The sequence below is a fragment of the Mesorhizobium sp. M0862 genome (genome assembly GCF_040319795.1).
Lineage (GTDB): Bacteria > Pseudomonadota > Alphaproteobacteria > Rhizobiales > Rhizobiaceae > Mesorhizobium.
On sequence record NZ_JAMYOJ010000005.1, the window covers coordinates 103,991 to 121,962 of the forward strand.

At 64.0% G+C, this 17,972-nt stretch carries 17 protein-coding genes, 1 tRNA gene and 2 pseudogenes; 7 read left to right on the forward strand and 13 right to left on the reverse strand.

The annotated features are described in order from the left end of the window. Positions 1–10 precede the first annotated feature (10 nt). The 3 genes from NKI15_RS09470 to NKI15_RS09480 all read left to right on the forward strand — a co-directional run bounded on the left by NKI15_RS09470 (position 11) and on the right by NKI15_RS09480 (position 1,219). Positions 11–87, forward strand: a tRNA-Pro gene (locus tag NKI15_RS09470). A 177-nt stretch (positions 88–264) separates the two neighbouring features. After that, on the forward strand, positions 265–576 hold the full coding sequence (locus NKI15_RS09475) for a hypothetical protein (RefSeq protein ID WP_023705313.1): 312 nt from the start codon (positions 265–267) through the stop codon (positions 574–576). Positions 577–958: 382 nt separating this feature from the next. Continuing rightward, positions 959–1,219 (forward strand): hypothetical protein, encoded by a 261-nt coding sequence (locus tag NKI15_RS09480; protein WP_023705314.1) that lies wholly within the window; start codon positions 959–961, stop codon positions 1,217–1,219. A gap of 8 nt (positions 1,220–1,227) precedes the next feature. Here NKI15_RS09480 and NKI15_RS09485 read toward each other — a convergent pair whose 3' ends face one another. From NKI15_RS09485 to NKI15_RS09505, 5 genes and pseudogenes are all read right to left on the reverse strand, one after another. Next, positions 1,228–1,611, reverse strand: a complete 384-nt coding sequence (locus tag NKI15_RS09485; protein WP_023705315.1) for a type II toxin-antitoxin system VapC family toxin — start codon at positions 1,609–1,611, stop codon at positions 1,228–1,230. Further along, the gene (locus NKI15_RS09490) at positions 1,608–1,865 is read right to left on the reverse strand and encodes a type II toxin-antitoxin system Phd/YefM family antitoxin (RefSeq protein ID WP_023705316.1); all 258 of its coding nucleotides are present in this window, start codon (positions 1,863–1,865) and stop codon (positions 1,608–1,610) included. The genes NKI15_RS09485 and NKI15_RS09490 overlap by 4 nt, the downstream gene beginning before the upstream one ends. A gap of 320 nt (positions 1,866–2,185) precedes the next feature. Further along, complete coding sequence (gene hdaA / locus NKI15_RS09495; RefSeq protein ID WP_023705317.1) at positions 2,186–2,890, reverse strand: DnaA regulatory inactivator HdaA; 705 nt, start codon at positions 2,888–2,890, stop codon at positions 2,186–2,188. A 2-nt stretch (positions 2,891–2,892) separates the two neighbouring features. Further along, positions 2,893–4,086: an AI-2E family transporter gene (locus NKI15_RS09500; RefSeq protein WP_023705318.1), complete on the reverse strand. Its 1,194-nt coding sequence runs from the start codon at positions 4,084–4,086 to the stop codon at positions 2,893–2,895. Further along, positions 4,058–4,615 (reverse strand): annotated as a pseudogene (locus NKI15_RS09505) (CDP-alcohol phosphatidyltransferase family protein). Before NKI15_RS09505 ends, NKI15_RS09500 begins: the two are co-directional and overlap by 29 nt. A gap of 188 nt (positions 4,616–4,803) precedes the next feature. On the opposite strand from NKI15_RS09505, the gene purM reads away from it, so the two are divergent. From purM to NKI15_RS09520, 3 genes are read left to right on the forward strand one after another with little or no spacing between them, the layout of a single operon-like run. Continuing rightward, positions 4,804–5,883, forward strand: coding sequence for a phosphoribosylformylglycinamidine cyclo-ligase (purM, locus tag NKI15_RS09510; RefSeq protein WP_023689059.1), 1,080 nt, complete (start codon positions 4,804–4,806; stop codon positions 5,881–5,883). Then, entirely contained in the window at positions 5,880–6,587 is a 708-nt protein-coding gene (gene purN, locus NKI15_RS09515; protein WP_023689060.1) for a phosphoribosylglycinamide formyltransferase, read from the forward strand. The genes purM and purN overlap by 4 nt, the downstream gene beginning before the upstream one ends. 6 nt (positions 6,588–6,593) lie before the next feature. After that, positions 6,594–7,118, forward strand: a complete 525-nt coding sequence (locus NKI15_RS09520) for a SixA phosphatase family protein (protein WP_023705321.1) — start codon at positions 6,594–6,596, stop codon at positions 7,116–7,118. 193 nt (positions 7,119–7,311) lie between these two features. Here the strand turns inward: NKI15_RS09520 and NKI15_RS09525 are convergent, their stop codons facing one another. The 6 genes and pseudogenes from NKI15_RS09525 to NKI15_RS09550 all read right to left on the reverse strand — a co-directional run bounded on the left by NKI15_RS09525 (position 7,312) and on the right by NKI15_RS09550 (position 13,138). Further along, positions 7,312–7,545 (reverse strand): DUF680 domain-containing protein, encoded by a 234-nt coding sequence (locus NKI15_RS09525; RefSeq protein ID WP_023689062.1) that lies wholly within the window; start codon positions 7,543–7,545, stop codon positions 7,312–7,314. Positions 7,546–7,782: 237 nt separating this feature from the next. Beyond that, a complete protein-coding gene (gene dapB, locus NKI15_RS09530; RefSeq protein WP_023689063.1) occupies positions 7,783–8,556 on the reverse strand; it encodes a 4-hydroxy-tetrahydrodipicolinate reductase in 774 nt (257 codons plus the stop codon). A 63-nt stretch (positions 8,557–8,619) separates the two neighbouring features. Further along, positions 8,620–9,423 carry an agmatinase gene (gene speB / locus NKI15_RS09535; RefSeq protein ID WP_023689064.1) on the reverse strand — a complete coding sequence of 268 codons (804 nt, stop codon included), beginning with the start codon at positions 9,421–9,423 and terminating at the stop codon, positions 8,620–8,622. Positions 9,424–9,519: 96 nt separating this feature from the next. Further along, positions 9,520–10,693, reverse strand: a pseudogene (locus NKI15_RS09540) (amidohydrolase). Further along, the gene (locus tag NKI15_RS09545; RefSeq protein ID WP_031196559.1) at positions 10,686–11,933 is read right to left on the reverse strand and encodes a Zn-dependent hydrolase; all 1,248 of its coding nucleotides are present in this window, start codon (positions 11,931–11,933) and stop codon (positions 10,686–10,688) included. Before NKI15_RS09545 ends, NKI15_RS09540 begins: the two are co-directional and overlap by 8 nt. 2 nt (positions 11,934–11,935) lie before the next feature. Beyond that, positions 11,936–13,138, reverse strand: coding sequence for a diaminopropionate ammonia-lyase (locus NKI15_RS09550; protein WP_023705323.1), 1,203 nt, complete (start codon positions 13,136–13,138; stop codon positions 11,936–11,938). 103 nt (positions 13,139–13,241) lie between these two features. Between NKI15_RS09550 and NKI15_RS09555 the strand changes: the two genes are divergently transcribed. Continuing rightward, on the forward strand, positions 13,242–13,718 hold the full coding sequence (locus NKI15_RS09555; protein ID WP_023705324.1) for an Lrp/AsnC family transcriptional regulator: 477 nt from the start codon (positions 13,242–13,244) through the stop codon (positions 13,716–13,718). A 58-nt stretch (positions 13,719–13,776) separates the two neighbouring features. Here NKI15_RS09555 and NKI15_RS09560 read toward each other — a convergent pair whose 3' ends face one another. Both NKI15_RS09560 and NKI15_RS09565 read right to left on the reverse strand, forming a co-directional pair. After that, positions 13,777–15,885, reverse strand: a complete 2,109-nt coding sequence (locus NKI15_RS09560) for a molybdopterin-containing oxidoreductase family protein (RefSeq protein ID WP_023695559.1) — start codon at positions 15,883–15,885, stop codon at positions 13,777–13,779. Between the two features lie 158 nt (positions 15,886–16,043). After that, complete coding sequence (locus NKI15_RS09565) at positions 16,044–17,921, reverse strand: ABC-F family ATP-binding cassette domain-containing protein (RefSeq protein ID WP_352886049.1); 1,878 nt, start codon at positions 17,919–17,921, stop codon at positions 16,044–16,046. Positions 17,922–17,972: the final 51 nt, after the last annotated feature.

Sequence of the window (17,972 nt, forward strand, 5' to 3'; positions counted from 1 at the left end):
CGCAGGGCCTCGGAGTGTAGCGCAGCCTGGTAGCGCATCTGGTTTGGGACCAGAGGGTCGGGAGTTCGAATCTCTCCACTCCGACCATTTTTTCCCACAAAGCCCGTCCTTGCCCAAGGTCACCCCCCAAGATCGCCAATGGCTGCCTCGCCGGTAGCGCATGGCGGCACGCATTGCCCAAGCAGCAGCCGCTCGCCGATCGGACCCTACATTGGAACACCGGTTCGCTCCGAGAGTTGTGTATGTTCAACCAAGGAGCCAACAATGAAAACCCTTCTCATCGCCTCGATGATCGCGTTCGCCGGAACGGCGGCTTTGATCGCACCGGCGCAAGCCGCCAGTCTGACTATCCAGTCCGATGACGACGATCAATATTCGTCCGACGGTGGCGATATACAGATTCTTCGCCATCACCAGCGCCACAAAGACTATAGCGACGACTATGGCGACGACTACAGCGACAACCAGGATGGCCAATGGCGGCGCCACCATCGCCATCACCGCTGCCATATCGAACTGGTCAGGCACTGGCGCCATCACCACAGGGTCGTCGAAGAGGTCAGGGTCTGCGGCTGATCCGATCGCTTTGGACCTGCTCCGGCCGGGTTGGCGGCCGGAGCACCAATCTGACCTAAAGCGCGTCGCTTTGAACGGACTCACGCGACGCGCTTAAGGTGCTTGTTTGATGCATTTCGTTCTCTCAAAACCGGGGCCACTTTTTTTGCGACATGCATTAGGCGCCGGTATCATCGACAGCATCCCTTCTGCGGGTTTGGCTGAAAATCCGACGCAGGGATAATCCTCCCGCTTCCACCTCTATCGCCGGTCTAAAAGCGCGTCGCGCTGAAACGGATTCAGGCGACGCGCTTTGATTTTTGTTTTGATGCATGTCGTTCTCTCAAACCGGGACCACTTTTGAGCGACATGCATTAAACTCCGGGCAAAGGGGAGATTCTGGATGCTTGGTCTCGAGGCATGGCTTTCGCTGATTGGCCCTGCCTACTTCGCTTACATCGGCATCACGGTTCCGTTCGTCGTCGTCTGGGCCATTATCTGTGCAGCCCTGTGGATCTGGAACAACCGGCCGAGCAAGAGGCAAGGCCCTCCCCGCTCGTGGCCCGCCAGCGTGCTGTTCTTTCTCGTCGTCGCCGCGTGCTACGTGGCAGCGCATACGGTGGTCTATCTGCTGGTCCGGTATTTTGCGGCGTTGTGGGCATAAACGTAGCTCTATAGAGCGCTCTCGATATCGGTCTTCGAAAAATCGTCGCCAACATAGAGCAAGCGGCAGGCTCGATCCTTTGCCACTTCATAGGCAAAGCAATCGCCGAAATTGAGCCCGGCCGGATGAATACCCTTGCCCCATCGCCCATACGCCTCGGCTATGCGCCGGCCAGAGGCTGGTGTCACCGCCGGGACCTCGAAGCCGAGCCCGTCGATCAGGCCGGCCATTTCCTCACCGACATTGCGCCTATCCGCCACGATCAGCGCCTCGGCCACTGTGCCAGCCGAGATCAGAATATCGTCTTCGGCTTCCAGCGCCGCAATGCAGGCACTGGATTGAGGTTCGGCAAGAACGATCGCCATCAGGGCCGAGGTATCGACCACGATCATTCGGGCAGGCCATCAGCGCCATAGAGGAAATCCTGACTGCGCGCTGCATCCGGCCCGGCCTTCGCCTTGGCAGCGCCGGATGCTCGCATTGCCTCCAGCAATGCCCGGCGGCCTTTCCTGTCAGGGGCAGCCTTCACGGGAACAAGGCGCACGGCTGCATGACCATGGCGGGTCAGGATAATTTCATCCCCAGCCTCGGCACGACGCACCAGTTCGGTGAGCTGCCCCTTGGCGTCTGTAACGGATACCTGCATTGACCACTCCTTTATGGACCATGCTCTGGTCCATATTCAAAAAGTAGACCATCTAATGGTCCATTTCAATGCAGGACGATGAGATCTTGCGGCTTGGTGAAGTCTGAATGACAGCTGGCGCGCAATCGTAGGCCTTGCGGCGATTCTATCTGAAGGTAAGCTCGCCGGGCGAGAACCCCAATCATCACTCCCGGCGAGCCTACAACCCGATCAGGAACGCGATCAGGACCGGGGTCAGCCGGCAAACGCAGTGTTGCAAGATGGATGCCAGAGGTTTCTTCTCGAAATGGGACAGGAGCGGAGTCTTCTCCTTCCACTGCCTACACGTCGAACTCGCCCTGCCCTTCGTCCATTGCGCTGACGGTTTCGGCGGCGAGCGCCCTGGTGATCGGCGTCTTGCGCTCGAGCGCGGTGCGGTCGAGGCGCTCGACCACGCGCATGGCGGTGGCCAGCGAGCGCTCGATGCGGCGCACCAGATATTGCACGACATGCGGCTCGACCTCGACCTGGCGGTCGGCGAAGAGTTTGGTGATGACACCGGCCAGAAGCAAATCGTCCGGCTCATGGATCTCGACGGTTGCCGCCGCCTTCAGCCGCGAGGCAAGATCGGGCAACCTCACCCTCCAGGCGGCGGGGAAGCGCCGCGCCGTCAACAGCAAGGTGGCCCCGGCGCCGCGCACTTCATTGATGAGATGGAACAGGCCCGCCTCGTCGATGGCTGTCTTGTCGACATCGTCGATCAGCGCGGGCCTGCCGCCAAGCCCGGTGATGGCATTGCCGATGCGCTGGGCATCGACCGCCACAGCGTTGGCCCGCGCCTGCCAGATCGAGCCCAGATGTGTCTTGCCGGAACCGGCCGGGCCAGCGAGCACGATCACCGGCGACGGCCAGTCCGGCCAGCGATCGACAAGGGCTGCCGCCTCGCGGTTGGTGGCCGACACCACCAGTTCGTCGCGCGAGTAGCCGGTGCCGTGGCCAAGGTCGAGCGGCAGTTGGCGCGGCGGTTCGGTCTTATGATCCGTCACGTTCAGCCGCGCGGCGACCGGTGGCCGCCGCCGCGAGCGGCGGGCAGCGGCGGGACGGGCTCGGTGGAGTGTCCCTTGTAGAGCGGCGATTCGAGATAGCGGGCAATGGCAAAGCGCACCAGCACGGCAACCGCCGCCGAAGCAGGAACGGCAATCAGCAGGCCGACGAAGCCGAACAAGGCGCCGAAAGCGAACAGCGCAAACATCAGCCAGACCGGGTGCAGGCCGACGCTTTTTCCGACCAGCCGGGGCTGCAGGATGTTGCCTTCGATGAACTGACCGATGAAGAAGACCACCGCGACAGCAACGATCATGGTCCAGTCCGGCCAGAACTGGACGAAGGCGACGCCGACGGCCAGCACCAGCCCGGTCAGCGAGCCGACATAGGGAATGAAGGAGATCAGCCCGGCGAAGAGCCCGATCAGGATGGCGAAATTCAGCCCGGTCAGCGTCAGGCCAGTGGCATACATGCCGCCGAGCACCAGGCACAGCGTGCCCTGGCCGCGCACGAAGCCGGCCGTCGCGGTGTTGATGTCCCTGGAGATCGCCCTCACCGTCCCGACATAATCGCGCGGCACCCAGCTGTCGACGACCGCCACCATGCGATCCCAGTCGAGCAGCATGTAGAAAGCGACGACCGGTGTGACCACGAACAGGCTGACCACCGACACCAGAGCAACGCCGGAACTCCAGATCGAGGTGAAGACGGTGCTCAGCAGGCCGAAACCGGACGTGAGCAGCGAATTCAGCCCGTCGCGCAGGCCATTGGCATTGACGCCGAATTTCTGCTCCAGCCATTTCGGATCGAAGCTGGTGATCAGCGACTGCAGCCGGGTCAGATATTCCGGAAGCTTGCTGGCGAAATCGGCCATCTGCGTGGCCAGAACCGGAACCAGGATGACGAAGGCCAGCACCAAAAGGACGATGAAGGCGATCAGGATGACCACCGTCGCCATCAGCCGGGAGAGGCCGAGGCGTTGCAGCCGGTCGGCGACCGGGTCGAGGAAATAGGCCAGCACCATGCCGGCAACGAACGGCAACAGGATGCTGGAAAAAATGTAGAGGAACAGCGCCAGGAAGATTGCCGTGCCCAGCCAGAAGAAAATCTGGCGGCGAAACGCCAGGGACGCAGCCGCCTCTGCCAGCGCTGCAGTCGCGGCATTCTTGTCAACTACCCGGGGTGGAGCCTTCGCCATAGCCGCTCATATGCCTCAGCCAAGCCACGAGATAGGCCGCGGCCGAAGCCACGGTCAAGACCCCGGACAGCAATATGAGCGTAGGCCTGAGCGGGTCGAGGTGGAGGCCAAGGGCAAGTTCGCCCAGCACCACGGCGCCAGCACGATCTGGGCGGCGGTGTTGGCCTTTCGACACATAGAGCGGCTTCATCTCGACCGGATGCGCCATGACCGTGGACAAAAGCACGGCGCAGATGATCAGCGCATCGCGTGACACCATGGTCACCACCAGCCACAGCGGCAATTGCCCGATGAAGCCCATGACCACGAACACCGAGACCAGAAGCACCTTGTCGGCCATTGGATCGAGATAGGCGCCGAGTTTCGAATGCTGGTTGAAACGGCGGGCGATGAAGCCGTCAACGCCGTCGGAAATGCCGGCGACGAGAAAGCCGGCAAAGGCCCAGTCCCAGCGCATATTCAGCATCGCCAGTACGACGGCCGGAACCAGCACGAAGCGCAGGATGGTGATGAGGTTGGGAATGGTCAAAGGCATGTCCCGCCATGCTTGTTCTGCAGATCGATGGTGGAGATGGATTGTGGCTGCAAGGACCCAGCGGTGAAGGGGCGACTGTCCACGTATTTATCTTGGGCAAAAGCCCGGTATCCTGTCGTCATCCTTGCCCCCCGAAACCATTCATGCGAAGAGCCGCCGAGGGAAACAGGGATGCGCCGACGATGAGCAAGGGCGACCGGGCCAAGCGCAAGAACGGGCTCACCTATGCCGAGGCGGGCGTCGACATCGATGCCGGCAACCTCATGGTCGAGAAGATCAAGCCGCTGGTGCGCGCGACGCGCCGGCCGGGCGCCGATGGCGAGATCGGCGGTTTTGGCGGCCTGTTCGACCTCAAGGCGGCGGGTTTCACGGATCCGGTGCTGGTTGCCGCCAATGACGGCGTCGGCACCAAGCTGAAGATCGCCATCGATGCCGGCAAGCACGACACGATCGGCATCGACCTCGTCGCCATGTGCGTCAACGACATCGTCGTGCAGGGCGCCGAGCCACTGTTCTTCCTCGACTATTTCGCCACCGGCAAGCTCGACCCCGACCAGGGGGCGGCAATCGTCGGCGGCATAGCAATCGGCTGCCGACAGGCCGGCTGCGCGCTGATCGGCGGCGAGACGGCCGAAATGCCCGGCATGTATCACGACAAGGATTACGACCTGGCCGGTTTCGCCGTCGGTGCTGCCGAACGCGGCCAGTTGCTGCCGACCGACGATATCGTCGAAGGCGACGTGCTGCTTGGCCTGGCTTCCTCGGGCCTGCATTCGAATGGCTTTTCGCTGGTGCGCCGCATCGTTGGCGTCAGCGGTCTTGCCTGGGGCGATCCGGCGCCGTTCAACGATGAGGCGACGCTGGCAGAGGCGCTGCTCGAGCCGACCCGCATCTATGTGAAGTCGGTCCTCAAAGCGATCCGTGGCACGCACGGCATCAAGGCGCTGGCCCACATCACCGGCGGCGGTTTCCCCGAAAACATCCCGCGCGTCCTGCCAAAGGACTTTTCCGCAGAGCTCGATCTCAATGCCATCGATGTGCCGCAGGTGTTTTCCTGGCTGGCGAAGACTGGCGGCGTGGCGCCGGAGGAGATGATGCGCACCTTCAACTGCGGTATCGGCATGATCCTCGTCGTCGCCTCCGGCCAGGCCGCACAGGTCGCAGCCGTGCTGCAGGAGGCCGGCGAGACGGTGACGCCGATCGGCCGCATCGTGCCGCGCCGCGACGCCGGCGTTATCTATCGGGGCTCGATCGGCCTATGAGCAGGAAACGCACGGTTGTTTTGATCTCGGGACGCGGCTCGAACATGACGGCGCTAATCGCGGCGGCGAGCGACCCGGCCTATCCCGCCGAGATCGTTGGCGTCATTTCCGACCGGGCCAACGCCGCCGGCCTCGGCATCGCGGCCGCGCGCGGTATCCCGACCAAGGTCATCGTGCGCGCCGACCATGCCAGCAAGGAAGCCCATGATGCGGCGATCGACGCCGCGCTGATTGCGTTCAATGCCGAGATCGTGGCGCTGGCCGGCTATCTGCGCATTCTCTCCCGCGGCCTGGTCGAGAAGTGGCAAGGGCGCATGCTCAACATCCACCCTGCCCTGCTGCCGGCCTTCAAAGGGCTCGATACGCATGCGCGCGCCCTGCGCGCCGGCATTCGCATTCATGGCTGCACGGTGCATTTCGTCACATCAGAGATGGATGACGGCCCGATCATCGCGCAGGCAGCGGTGCCGGTGATGGTCGGCGACAACGAAGACACGCTGGCCGCCAGAGTGCTGAAGGCCGAGCACCGGCTTTATGCGCTGGCACTCGGGCTGGTCGCCGACGGCAAGGCGCACATGGAAGGCGGCCGCACCGTGCTGGCGCATTTCGCCGACGATGCCGAAAACGGAACTTCCGTGGTGATGGCGCCCGACCCGCTGCGCGAAGAACGCGATCTCGAACATCTGGCGCGGATCACGCCGTAGGCCGACATGGCGACACCGAGACAATTGCTCCTGCTGCGCCACGCCAAGTCGAGCTGGGACGACCCGGCGCTTGCTGATTTCGACCGGCCGCTCGGGCCGCGCGGGCTGAAGACGGCGCCGCTGATGGGGCGCGAACTGGCCCGGCGCAGTTGGCTGCCTGACCTGGCGCTGGTGTCGCCGGCGCTGCGTACGCGCGAGACATGGCGGCTGGTCTCGGCGGAACTGTCGGCGAGCGTAACGGTGGAGTTCGCCGAGGCGCTTTTCGAAGCCACGGCTGGCGACATTCTGGCCGAGCTGCAGCAGGCAGTCGCATCGGCTAGCTGTCTCCTGGTGCTCGGCCATAATCCCGGCCTGGAGGACTTTGCCCGCCGGCTCGCCGGTCCGCGATCGGGTGTGGCTGCTCTCAGGAAACTTGAAGAGAAATTCCCGACCGGCGCCCTTGCCCGCTTTGTCATCGACGGCGACTGGGCGGATCTCGGCTTCGGCGCGGCCCGGTTGACGCATTGCATCAAGCCGAAGGATCTAAGCTAGACCAAGCTGCCTAACGGGCTAGCCGCAGGTGACAGCCGCAAACCGTGTTTTGAAAAGACCACGGTCAAACAAGGAGATAGGACCAATTGCTGGCGGATTGATTCAAGATCTTTGCGGCCCCGAGTCGATTGCATAAAAACAAGAGCGGTGGGCCGGGCCCACCGCTCTTTGTGGTCGTAGATTTCTCAGAAAATCAACGACCCCAGATGCCCTGGCCGGATTCCGGCTGGTTCGAGTCGCCCTTGATCGTGAAATCGCCGAGGCTGGCCGGCTTGCGGATCGAGGCGGTATAATTGTGATCGATGTTGCCGGCGGGCGCTGTTACAGCAGGCTGGTTGACGCTGTCGGAGCCGTAGTGGTCGCTGCCTGCGAAAGCGGTGCCGGTGGCAAGGAGGATGGCAGCAGCGGTAAGTGCGATCTTGGTCATTTCAGGTAATCCAGATTTTTCAGTTCTGTCCGTCAAGTGGCGTGCCTTGGGAGGAATTCGCGTCGCTCGGACCACCCCGAAATGGGTGTGCGTTGCTGCCATTGCCAATCACAAAAATGTGCGAACCGAACCGTTCGGTTCGGTCTAGGAAGGCGCGAAATGGCGTAGTTGTTGCTATATTCTATTCTCTATACGGCTCCGACCTCGCAACGCCCCTCGTTGCGTTACGCTTGCATCTCAAAAGGTCGTGAAGCCCAGTACGTCGCGCATGTCGTATTCGCGGGGCGGCCGGACGGCGACCCAGCGTGCTGCCGCAATGGCGCCGCGCGCGAACATCGAGCGGTCGGCGGCCGAATGGGAAAGCGTGAGCGTCTCGCCCTCGGCCAGCAAGCTCACGCTGTGCTCGCCGACGATGCTGCCGCCGCGCAGCACGGCAAAGCCGATCTCGCCGGCAGGGCGTGGACCTGTAACGCCGTCGCGGATGCGTTTCGCCACATCGTCCAGCCTGACGCCATGTCCGCGAGCGGCCGCCTCGCCCAGTATCAGCGCCGTGCCCGACGGTGCGTCGACCTTCATGCGGTGATGCGCTTCCAGGATTTCGATGTCGGTGTCGGGACCAAGTGCTCGCGCCGCCTGCTCGACCAGCCCGGTCAGCATGCTGAGCCCGAGCGAGTAGCTGCCGGAGCGAACGATGGCGACGGAGTTCGAAGCAGTAGCGATGGCGGCGAGATCGGCCGGCTCGAAGCCGGTCGAGCCGATGACCAGCGCCGGGCCGCCGCGGGCCGCGCAAGCTTGTGCAAGATCGACGGAGGCCGCAGGCGTGGTGAAATCGATGACGACATCCGCAAGCGCCAGTGCTTCGTCGCGCTCGACCAGCCCCTCACCGATGCTGCCCGGCCTGTGAAAGCGGGCGACGAGCGCCAGCCTGGGATCGGTCTCGACGGCCAGCGCCATCTCCCTGCCCATGCGGCCGAGCGCACCGGCTATGGCTATTTTCAATGGATGCGGCATGGCGGCTTTCACTGGAAATGCGAGTCGCAACAATGATCTACCATGCCGCCCTGCCAGATTGATTCAGCCGGCGCCATGCGTCTTGAGCATCATGCCGGCGATCTCCTTGACCAGCTTGGCGGCAACCAGCGCGGTGAGATTGGAGACGTCCTGGCTTGCATTGTATTCGACGACATCGGCGCCGACGATGGGCTGGTCGATCCGCTGGATCAGGTTGATCACTTGCCGGGTTGTAAGACCACCGGGTTCGCGGTGCGACACGCCGGGCGCACAAGCCGGGTCGAGGCCGTCGAGATCGATCGAGAGATAGACCGGCGTCTTGAGATCGAGCTGCAGATCCTCGCTGAAATGCCGCGCCTCGATCATTTCGACGCCGAAGCGCTTGAGCTGGTCACGAAGCTCATCATTGAGGGTGCGCAAGCCGATCTGGATCAGCCGGTCAGCCAGCCCCTCCTCCAGGATGCGCGCGAAGGACGAGGTGTGGGACCGCCTGTTGCCCTGATAGGCATCGTAGATGTCGGGATGGGCGTCGATCTGGACGATCGTTAGCCTGGCATGGCGGCGGCGCACGGCACGCAGCACCGGCCAGGCGATGGCATGATCGCCGCCGAGGCTGATCAACGGGTGGCCGGCATCCAGCGCGCGGCCGACCTCGGCCTCGATTCGCTCCCACGGATCGCCGGCGCCTGAAAAGTCGATGTCGCCGTGGTCGACGAAACTGTCCGCCACATCGAAGCCGGTTTCGCTCCACGAGCTGTGCGCGTCGCTTTTGAGTTCGCGCCGGATCAGGGCCGGCGCTGCAGCCGCGCCCTTGAGATAGGACGAGTTCTCGTCATGTGGTATTCCCAGAAGCGAAACCCTGGTCATCGGCGTGCGATCTCCGGCAACAGGCAATCTCCCTAAACCCGGCATCTGGCTGGCGATAGCAGTGCCGCTTGGGCCAGTTGCGAAGGCGATCAGGCGTCACTTCCCGATCGCGCCGCCCAGTCTTTGCCTGACGATCGCGATATGGAAATCCGTGCCGTGCAACAGCCCGTCATCGTTGAAGTCGTAGCTGGAATTGTGCAGCGGCGGCGAGGTCTCGCCATTGCCGAGAAAGACGAAGCAGCCCGGTACGTGATCGAGGAAGCGGGCGAAATCCTCCGAGGCGGTCATCGGCTCCGCCGCGATGCTGGCGGCGCCATAGGCCAGCACGCGCCTTGCGGCGACAAAGGCCGCGTCCACCAGGTCGGCATCGTTCTGCAGCGGCACGAATTCCCTGCTATAGGTCACGTCGGCGGTGACATTGTAGGCGGCGGCGGTACCCGCTGTGATGACCCGCATCTGGCGCTCGATCTCGGCGCTGACCTCGGGACGAAAACTGCGGGCGTCACCGAGGATGCGGGCGAGGCCGGGCAATGCGTTGCGGGTGCCGTCGGTGATCAGTTCGGTCACCGAAACCACCGAAATGTCGGCCGGGCTCAGCCGGCGCGAGACGATGGTCTGCAGATTGGTGACCAGCGCGCAGGCGGCGACCAGCGTCTCGTTCCCGGAATGTGGCCGCGCCGCATGGCCGCCGATCCCCTTGAGCACGATCTCGAAATTGTCCTCCGCCGACATGAACGGGCCGGCACGGGTCTCGAAATGTCCAATGGGCAGGCCCGGCATGTTGTGCAGGCCAAAGATCTCGTCGAAGGGGAAGCGCTGCAGCAGCCCGTCATCGAGCATTGCCAGCGCGCCCTTGCCCCACTCCTCGGCCGGCTGGAAAACGAAACGCACGGTGCCGTCGAAACCGCCCTCGGCGGCGAGCAGCTTTGCCGCGCCGAGCAGCATGGTGGTGTGGCCGTCATGGCCGCAGGCATGCATGATGCCGGGGTTCTGCGAGCCATAGGCTGTCGCGGACTGCTCGGTGATCCGCAGCGCATCCATGTCGGCCCTGAGCGCAATCGCCCGGTTGCCGCTGCCGCGCTTCAACGTGCCGACGATGCCGGTGCCGCCGACCCCCCTCTGCAACGTCGTCCAGCCCGAATTCGCGCAGCTTCGCGGCGACAAAGCCAGCGGTGCGCTTTTCCTCGAAACCGAACTCGGGGTGCGCGTGCAAATCGCGCCGCCAGCCCGTCATCTCCCGCTTCAGCGCATCACGATCGAGTTCAGCCATTTTTCTCCCCGACCTCTTTTGCAAGCTCACTGGCGACATCAAGCAGGATGTTGGCGCCGGCGACAAGCTCGGCATCTTCAGTGTGTTCGCGCGAATTGTGGCTGATGCCACCGGCGCTCGGCACGAAGATCATTGCCGCCGGCGCGAGGCGGGCCATCATCTGCGCGTCATGGCCGGCGCCCGATGTCATGCGCCTGACGCCGAGACCGCGGTTCTTCGCGGCCGCCTCGATCAGTTCGACGATGCCGATGTCGAACAGCACCGGTTCGAAGCGGGCGAGCCGCTCGACCGAGATCGATACGTTCTCCGAAACCTCAAGCTCCTCGAGATAGGCAGCAAGGGCCGCCTCATGCGCCTGCAGGCGCTGTTCGTCGGGATCGCGCAGGTCGATGGTGAAGACGGCGCGCGCGGGAATGACGTTGATGGCGTTGGGTTCGAAGCGCATCGTGCCGACCGTGGCCACGGTTGGCCCATTTGAAGCCCTGGCCCGATCGTGCAGGAAGGTGATGATGCGGGCGGCGGCGTGGCCGGCGTCGCTGCGCATCGACATCGGCGTGGTGCCGGCATGGTTGGCGGCGCCGTCGATGGTGATGCGCTGCCAGGAAATGCCTTGCAAATTCTCGACCGCGCCGATCGGCACGCCTTCACGCTCCAGCACCGGCCCTTGCTCGATATGAAGTTCGAGATAGGCATGCGGCTTGAGGAAGCCGGGTTCGCGGTCGCCGGCATAGCCGATGCGGGCGAGCTCCTGGCCGAGCACGCTGCCATCCGTGCCGATGGCGGCCAGCACGGCCTCGGCGCTGACGCCACCGGCATGGCATAGCGAGCCCATCATGTCAGGCGTGTAGCGCACGCCTTCCTCATTGGTGAAAGCGGCGACCGCGACCGGGCGCGACGGCGAAAAGCCCGAAGCCTGCAGCGTCTCGATCACCTCCAGCCCGGCCAGCACGCCGTAGCAGCCATCATAGATGCCGGCATCGATAACGGTGTCGATGTGCGAACCGATGAGCAGCGGCGCCTGCCCGGCATTGTCGGGGCTTTGCCAGATGCCGAAGATATTACCGACCCGGTCGATGGCGACTTCCAGCCCGGCCTGCCTGAGCCAGCCGACAAAGAGGTCACGGCCCTGTCTGTCTGTGTCGGAGGCGGCGAGCCGGATCAGCCTATCCTCACTGTCGCGGCCAACGGCGCCGAGTTCCCGGATGCGGCCAAGCAGACGCTGTGCATCGATCCCGATCATGGCTATGCCTCGGCCTTCAGCTTGCCGGCCAGCACATCGGCGGGGCTCTGCCCGACCAGCTCGGTATAGCGATGCGGGTCTGTGGCGCCTTCGGTGTTGATCAGCAGCACGCGGGATTTGTCGTCGAGCCCGAGCGCGGCCTTGTGGTCGGCCACCGCCCGGATCAGCCCGGCCAGACCGACGCCGCCGCTTTCGCCGGCGACGATCACTGGATCATTGCCAGCCGGCCGTGCCAGCCGCCGCATCACCGCGACCGCCTCCTCCTCATCCACTGTCATGAAGGCATCGGCAACCCGCGCCAGAACGCGCCAGGCAACTTGCGAGGCCTCGTAGCATTCGAGCATCGCCATCACCGTCGGCTGATCGTGTGCGACCTTGACCACGTGGCCCGCCCGGGCGGCTGCGACAACGCAGGCGGCGCGGGCCGGCTCGACGACGATGAAGGTCGGCCTGGCGTCACCGAGCACGATGGCGAGATGGCCGGCCAGGGCGGCGGCAATACCGCCGACACCGGCCTGCACGAAGACATGGGTCGGCGGCTGCGGCAACTGGCCCAACGCTTCGCGCACGATCGCCGTATAGCCCTGCATGACCAGACCGGGGATGCGCTCGTAGCCCGGCCAGGAGGTGTCGGACACCACGGTCCAGCCTTGCTCCGCTGAAACCTCGGCGGCCTGCCTGACCGAGTCGTCATAATTGCCGTCGACGCGGATCATCTCGGCGCCATAGCGGGCTATTGCTGCAATGCGCGCCTCGCTGACGCCGGCGTGAACGAAGATTGCCGCTTTCGCGCCAACCAACTGTGCACCTTGCGCGACCGAGCGGCCATGATTGCCGTCGGTGGCGCAGGCAACCGTCATGCCGGCAGCGACCGCCCGGACGTCGAACCGGTTGAGATCGGCCACGTCAACGGGCCGATGAAGCGATCGGCTCGCCTCCTCCAGCACCAGTCGAAAAACGGCATAGGCGCCGCCGAGCGCCTTGAAACTGCCGAGACCGAGGCGAAAGCCTTCATCCTTGATGTGGACGGCGCCGAGGCCGAGTTCGCCGGCCAGCGTCGGCAATGCATGCAACGGAGTTGCCAGGTGATTGTCGCGATGGGCCAGAAAGCGCTCGACCGTATCGGCGCCGGCATTCCCCAGCGTTTCGGCCTCGACCGGATCGAGCGGCCGACGGTGCAAGGCATTGCTGTTGAGCAGGAACACGGGTGGCCTCCTTTGGGTGTGACGAAATCATATTGCAGCCGAGGCGCAAATAGCGCTGTTATTGGCGCTTCGAAATGCAAGTTTGTTTCGCCAGGATAGCGCTTTGCCTCGATCGCCTTCGCTCGACAGTTTCGACCTCGCCATCCTTGCCATCCTGCAGCGGGACAACACGACGCCGCAGCGGCTGATCGGCGAAGCCGTCAACCTGTCGGCGCCGGCGGTGCAGCGGCGCATCAAGCGCATGGAACAGTCCGGCGTCATTGCGGGCAATGTCGCCGTGGTCGACCCGGCGGCGGTCGGCCATCCCATCACCATCTTCGTCGAAGTGGAACTGGAGAGCGAACGCTCGGACCTGATCGACGCGGCCAAGCGGCAATTCTCGGCAGAGCCCGAAGTGCAGCAATGCTACTACGTCACCGGCGAGGCCGACTTCATCCTAGTCATCACCGCGGCCGACATGGGGGCCTATGAGGCCCTGACGCGCAGACTGTTCTTCGACAGCAAGAATGTCCGAAAATTCCGCACCTTCGTTGCCATGGACCGTGTCAGGGTGGGGCTGACGGTGCCTCTGCCGGGATAGCCAGTCACTTTTACGCAATTCCGGACGGAAAACCGCTCACACTTTTCCTGGAATTGCTTCAGCCAGCCGGCCGCAGCCAGACCTTGTTGTCGTGGAAGGCCGCACCGCCATAGGGCGCTGGTGCGTCGGCGCCGGTGAGCACATTGATGCCTTCGCCACGCTCATGGGCGCTGTTTGGCCAGATGCCCTCGGCGATCACCACGCCGCGCTTGAGGCCTTCGAACAGCTTTGCGTGCAGCACCACCTCGCCGCGCCGGTTGCCGACCTCGATACGGTCGCCGTCGCCCAAGCCAAGCGCGGCAGCGTCGTCCGGATGCAACAACAATTCCGGCCGGCCTTCCTTGGCCTTCGACACCGGCGTTTCCGAGAAGGTCGAATTGAGGAAGTTGCGCGCCGGTGATGTCGTCAGCCGGAACGGATGCTCCGCATCCGCGACCTCGATCAGGTCGACATGGTCGGGGAATTCGGGGAGTTCCGCCACCGGCCCGAACAGGCCCATGCTTTTCGGCGGCCGGTTGGGCGCCGCCTGCCCGCTCCAGTTGGCGCGGAAGTGAAATTTCTTGTCGGCATGGCCGAAACCATCGATAAAATGCGCCGCCTCGAAATCCGGCTGCAGGTCGACCCATTTGTCTTCCTTGAGGCTGGCGAAGGAGCCCAGCCCGCGCTTGCCGAGGATGATGTCGATATGCTGCTGCTCGGTCAGGCCAAAGCCCGGCCGGTCGGCGACGCCGAGACGCTGCGCCAATTGCTCGATGACGAAATGGTTGGTGCGCGGCCCTTCCGGCGGTTCGATCAGCTTGGGACCGAGCGTGATGTGCTGGTTGCCACCGCCCTTGTAGACGTCGTCATGCTCGAGAAACATCGTTGCCGGCAAAACGACATCGGCAAGCTTTGCCGTGTCGGTCATGAACTGTTCGTGCACGCAGGTGAACAGGTCATCACGCAGAAAACCATGTTTCACCAGCCGCTGCTCGGGTGCGACATTCACCGGGTTGGTGTTCTGGATCAGCATCGCCGTCACCGGCGGGCCACCGTAAAGCGCGTCCGCTGCGCCGGTCAGCACCGGACCGATGCGCGACTGGTCGAGATGGCGAATATTGGGATCGCGCATCGCGGTGCCTTCCAGCACATCCTGGTTGAGCTTGAAGATGCCGGAATTGGAATGGAAGGCACCGCCACCCTCATATTGCCAGGCGCCGGTGACGGCGGCGATGCAGGACGCCGCGTGCATGTTGACCGAACCATTGCGCTGACGCCCAAAGCCATAGCCGAGGCGGAAATAGGTTTTCCTCGTCGTGCCGACGAGGCGGGCGAAAGCCTCGATCTCGGTGACGGCAAGACCGGTGATGGCGGAAGCCCATTCCGGCGTGCGCGTCTCCAGATGCGCTTCCAGCCCCTTCGGATCGTCGGTGTATCTTTCGAGATAGGCGCGGTCGGCCATGCCTTCCCTGAACAGCACATGCATGACCGCGCAGGCCAGCGCGCCATCGGTGCCGGGCTTCAGCACAAGGCCTATATCGGCCTGCTTCATCGTCGCGTTCTCGTAGACATCGATGACGACGATCCTGGCGCCACGCTCCTTCCGCGCCTTGATGGCGTGGGTCATGACATTGACCTGCGTGACCACGGCATTGGTGCCCCAGATCACCACGCAGTCGGACTTCGCCATCTCGCGCGGATCGGGACCGCGCAAGGCGCCCGCTCCCATCATCCAGCCGGTCCAGGCCAGATTGGTGCAGATCGAGCCGAAGAAGCCGGAGTATTTTTTCGCATGGCGCAGCCGGTCGATGCCGTCGCGCTGCACCAGCCCCATCGTGCCGGCATAGAAATAAGGCCAGACGGTCTCGGAGCCGTATTTTTCCTCGGCCGCGATGAAGTTCTCGGCGACGACGTCGAGTGCCGCTTCCCAGCTGGATTCCTTCCAGACGCCGTCGCCCTTGGCGCCGGCGCGCATCAGCGGCTTCAGCAGTCGGTCCGGATGATGGACACGATCGGCATAGCGCGCGACCTTGGCGCAGACGACGCCAGCCGTATACGTATTGGACTTGGCGCCATGGACACGGCCGATGCGGTTGCCATCGAGCAGCTCGACCTCGAGCGCGCAGGTCGAAGGGCAATCATGCGGACAGGCGGAGTGGCCGATTCTGAGCTTGGCGTGCTGGTTCATGCGGCGTTTTTAGCGGGTTTCGCAGGCGGCGTGTAGGGCCAGATCTTACCCTCCCCTTGATGGGGAGGGTCGGCGCGCAGCGCCGGGGTGGGGTGCGGCGCAGACCCCCGCCCCGCTCGGCTTTGCGGATCGACCCTCCCCACAAGGGGGAGGGTAAATCACTCCGCCGTGCCTTCCTCATACTCGGCCGACATGGTCAGCCACTTTTCCTCGTGACCGGCAAGCTGCTGTGCCAGTTGCGAGCGCTCCTTGGCCAGCCGGGTCGCGGTCGAGGGATCCTTTTCGTAGACGGCCGGGTTGGCGAGCTCGTCCTCGATCAGGTCGATGCGCTTGCGGATGCGGTCCATCAGCGCTTCGGTGGCGCGTATTTCCTTGGCCAGCGGCTCAAAGGCGGCGCGGCGCGCGGCTGCATCGCGGCGGCGATCGGCCTTTGATGCCTTCTCGGCCTCGCGCTTGCCGCGTCGGTCGCCGGACACGCCGGTGACCAGCGTCTTGTAGTCCTCAAGGTCGCCGTCATACGGGTTGACCGCCCCGTCCTTGACCAGCCACAGCCGGTCGGCGGTCGCTTCCAGCAGATGGCGGTCATGCGAGATCAGGATGACGGCGCCGGGAAACTCGTTCAATGCATGGATCAGCGATTCGCGACTGTCGATGTCGAGATGGTTGGTCGGCTCGTCGAGGATGAACAGGTTCGGGCCTTCGAAGGCCGACAGGCCCATCAGCAGGCGCGCCTTCTCGCCGCCGGACAGGTCCTTGGCGGCGGTGTTCATCTTCTCGGTGGTGAGACCGAACTGGGCGACGCGGCCACGTACCTTGGATTCCGGCGCCTCCGGCATCAGCCGGCGGACATGCTCATAGGCGTTTTCATCAGGCCTGAGATCGTCGAGCTGATGCTGCGCGAAGATAGCCACTTTCAGGCCCGGCGCGACCGTCATGGTGCCGCTCTCCTGCTTCAACCGGCCCGACAGAAGCTTGGCGAAGGTCGACTTGCCGTTGCCGTTGGCGCCGAGCAGCGCGATGCGGTCGTCGGCATCGATGCGCAGCGTCATCTTCTTCAGGATCGGCTGGCCCTCGGTGTAGCCGACATTGACGTTGTTCAAGGCAATGATCGGCGACGCCACCGTTTTCACCGGCTCCGGGAAAGAGAACGGCCTCACCGTGTCGTTCACGATCGCCGCGATCGGCTTCATCTTCTCCAGCGCCTTGATGCGCGACTGCGCCTGTCTCGCCTTCGAAGCCTTGGCGCGGAAGCGTTCGACGAAGGACTCCATGTGTTTGCGCGCGGCTTCCTGCTTGACACGGCCCTTCTCCTGCAACTCCTTCTGCTCGGTGTACTGGCGCTCGAACTGGTCGTAGCCGCCGCGCCAGAAGGTCAGCTTCTTCTGGTCGAGATGAACGATGGAATTGACGGCGCGGTTGAGCAGGTCGCGATCGTGCGAAATCAGAAGCACCGTGTGCGGGTATTTCGAAACATAGTTTTCCAGCCACAGCGTGCCTTCGAGATCGAGATAGTTGGTCGGCTCGTCGAGCAGCAGAAGGTCTGGCTCGGCAAACAGCACGGCGGCAAGCGCCACGCGCATGCGCCAGCCACCGGAGAAGGACGAGGCCGGGCGGCGCTGCGCGGCATCGTCGAAGCCCAGGCCGGCCAGGATGGTCGCGGCACGGGATTCCGCCGAATGCGCGTCGATGTCGGCCAGCCGCATGTGGATGTCGGCGATGCGGTGCGCATCGGTGGCGGTCTTTTCTTCCTCGAGCAATGCGCTGCGCTCCAGGTCGGCCTTGAGCACGATCTCGATCAGTGGGTCCTCGGTGCCGGGCGCTTCCTGCGCCACCTGGCCGATGCGGGTGTTCTTGGGCAGGCTTATCGAGCCGGTCTCGGAGGGAAAGTCGCCGGTGATGGCCTTGAACAGCGTCGTCTTGCCGGTGCCGTTGCGGCCGACGAGGCCGGCCTTGGTGCCGGCCGGCAAGGTCAGCGAGGCATGATCGAGAAGCAAGCGTCCGGCCATGCGGAGCGAAAGATCGTTGATGATAAGCATGCCGGGGCTTTTGCACGGGAGGGCGGCGCTTCGCAAGGGCCTGGGCGCTGG